The organism is Bartonella vinsonii subsp. vinsonii (genome assembly GCF_902825235.1).
GTDB lineage: Bacteria > Pseudomonadota > Alphaproteobacteria > Rhizobiales > Rhizobiaceae > Bartonella > Bartonella vinsonii.
The window spans coordinates 1-458 of sequence record NZ_CADEAJ010000058.1 but is presented as its reverse complement, the minus strand read 5'-3'; the positions used below and the strand labels follow the sequence as shown (position 1 = coordinate 458).

The window sequence follows — 458 nt, the reverse complement described above, 5'->3', positions numbered from 1 at the left end:
CTCTAAACTTGCGCGTGAAATTACAGTTGCAGCCAAACAAGGTGCTCCTGATCCAGCAATGAATCCGCGTTTAAGACTAGCTATCCAAAACGCTAAATCGCAATCCATGCCAAAGGATAACATTGAACGCGCCATAAAAAAAGCCTCAGGTGGTGATGTCGAAAATTATGATGAAGTGCGCTACGAAGGCTATGGCCCAGGCGGTGTTGCAATTATTGTTGAAGCTTTAACCGATAACCGTAACCGCACCGCTTCTAATGTGCGTGCTGCCTTTACAAAATCTGGCGGGGCTTTAGGGGAAACAGGATCTGTCAGTTTCATGTTCAACCGAATCGGTGAAATTATCTATAATCTTGAAGCCGGCACACCAGACACTATCATGGAAGCAGCCATTGAAGCTGGCGCTGAAGATGTCCAAACAGAAGAAACTGGTCACCACATTTTATGTGCCTTTGAAA

The 458-nt window shown here is 45.4% G+C and carries 1 protein-coding gene; it reads left to right on the top strand.

The features are described from left to right. A partial coding sequence (locus J7R12_RS08675; RefSeq protein WP_208439077.1) for a YebC/PmpR family DNA-binding transcriptional regulator occupies window positions 1-458 on the top strand: 458 nt, incomplete at both ends.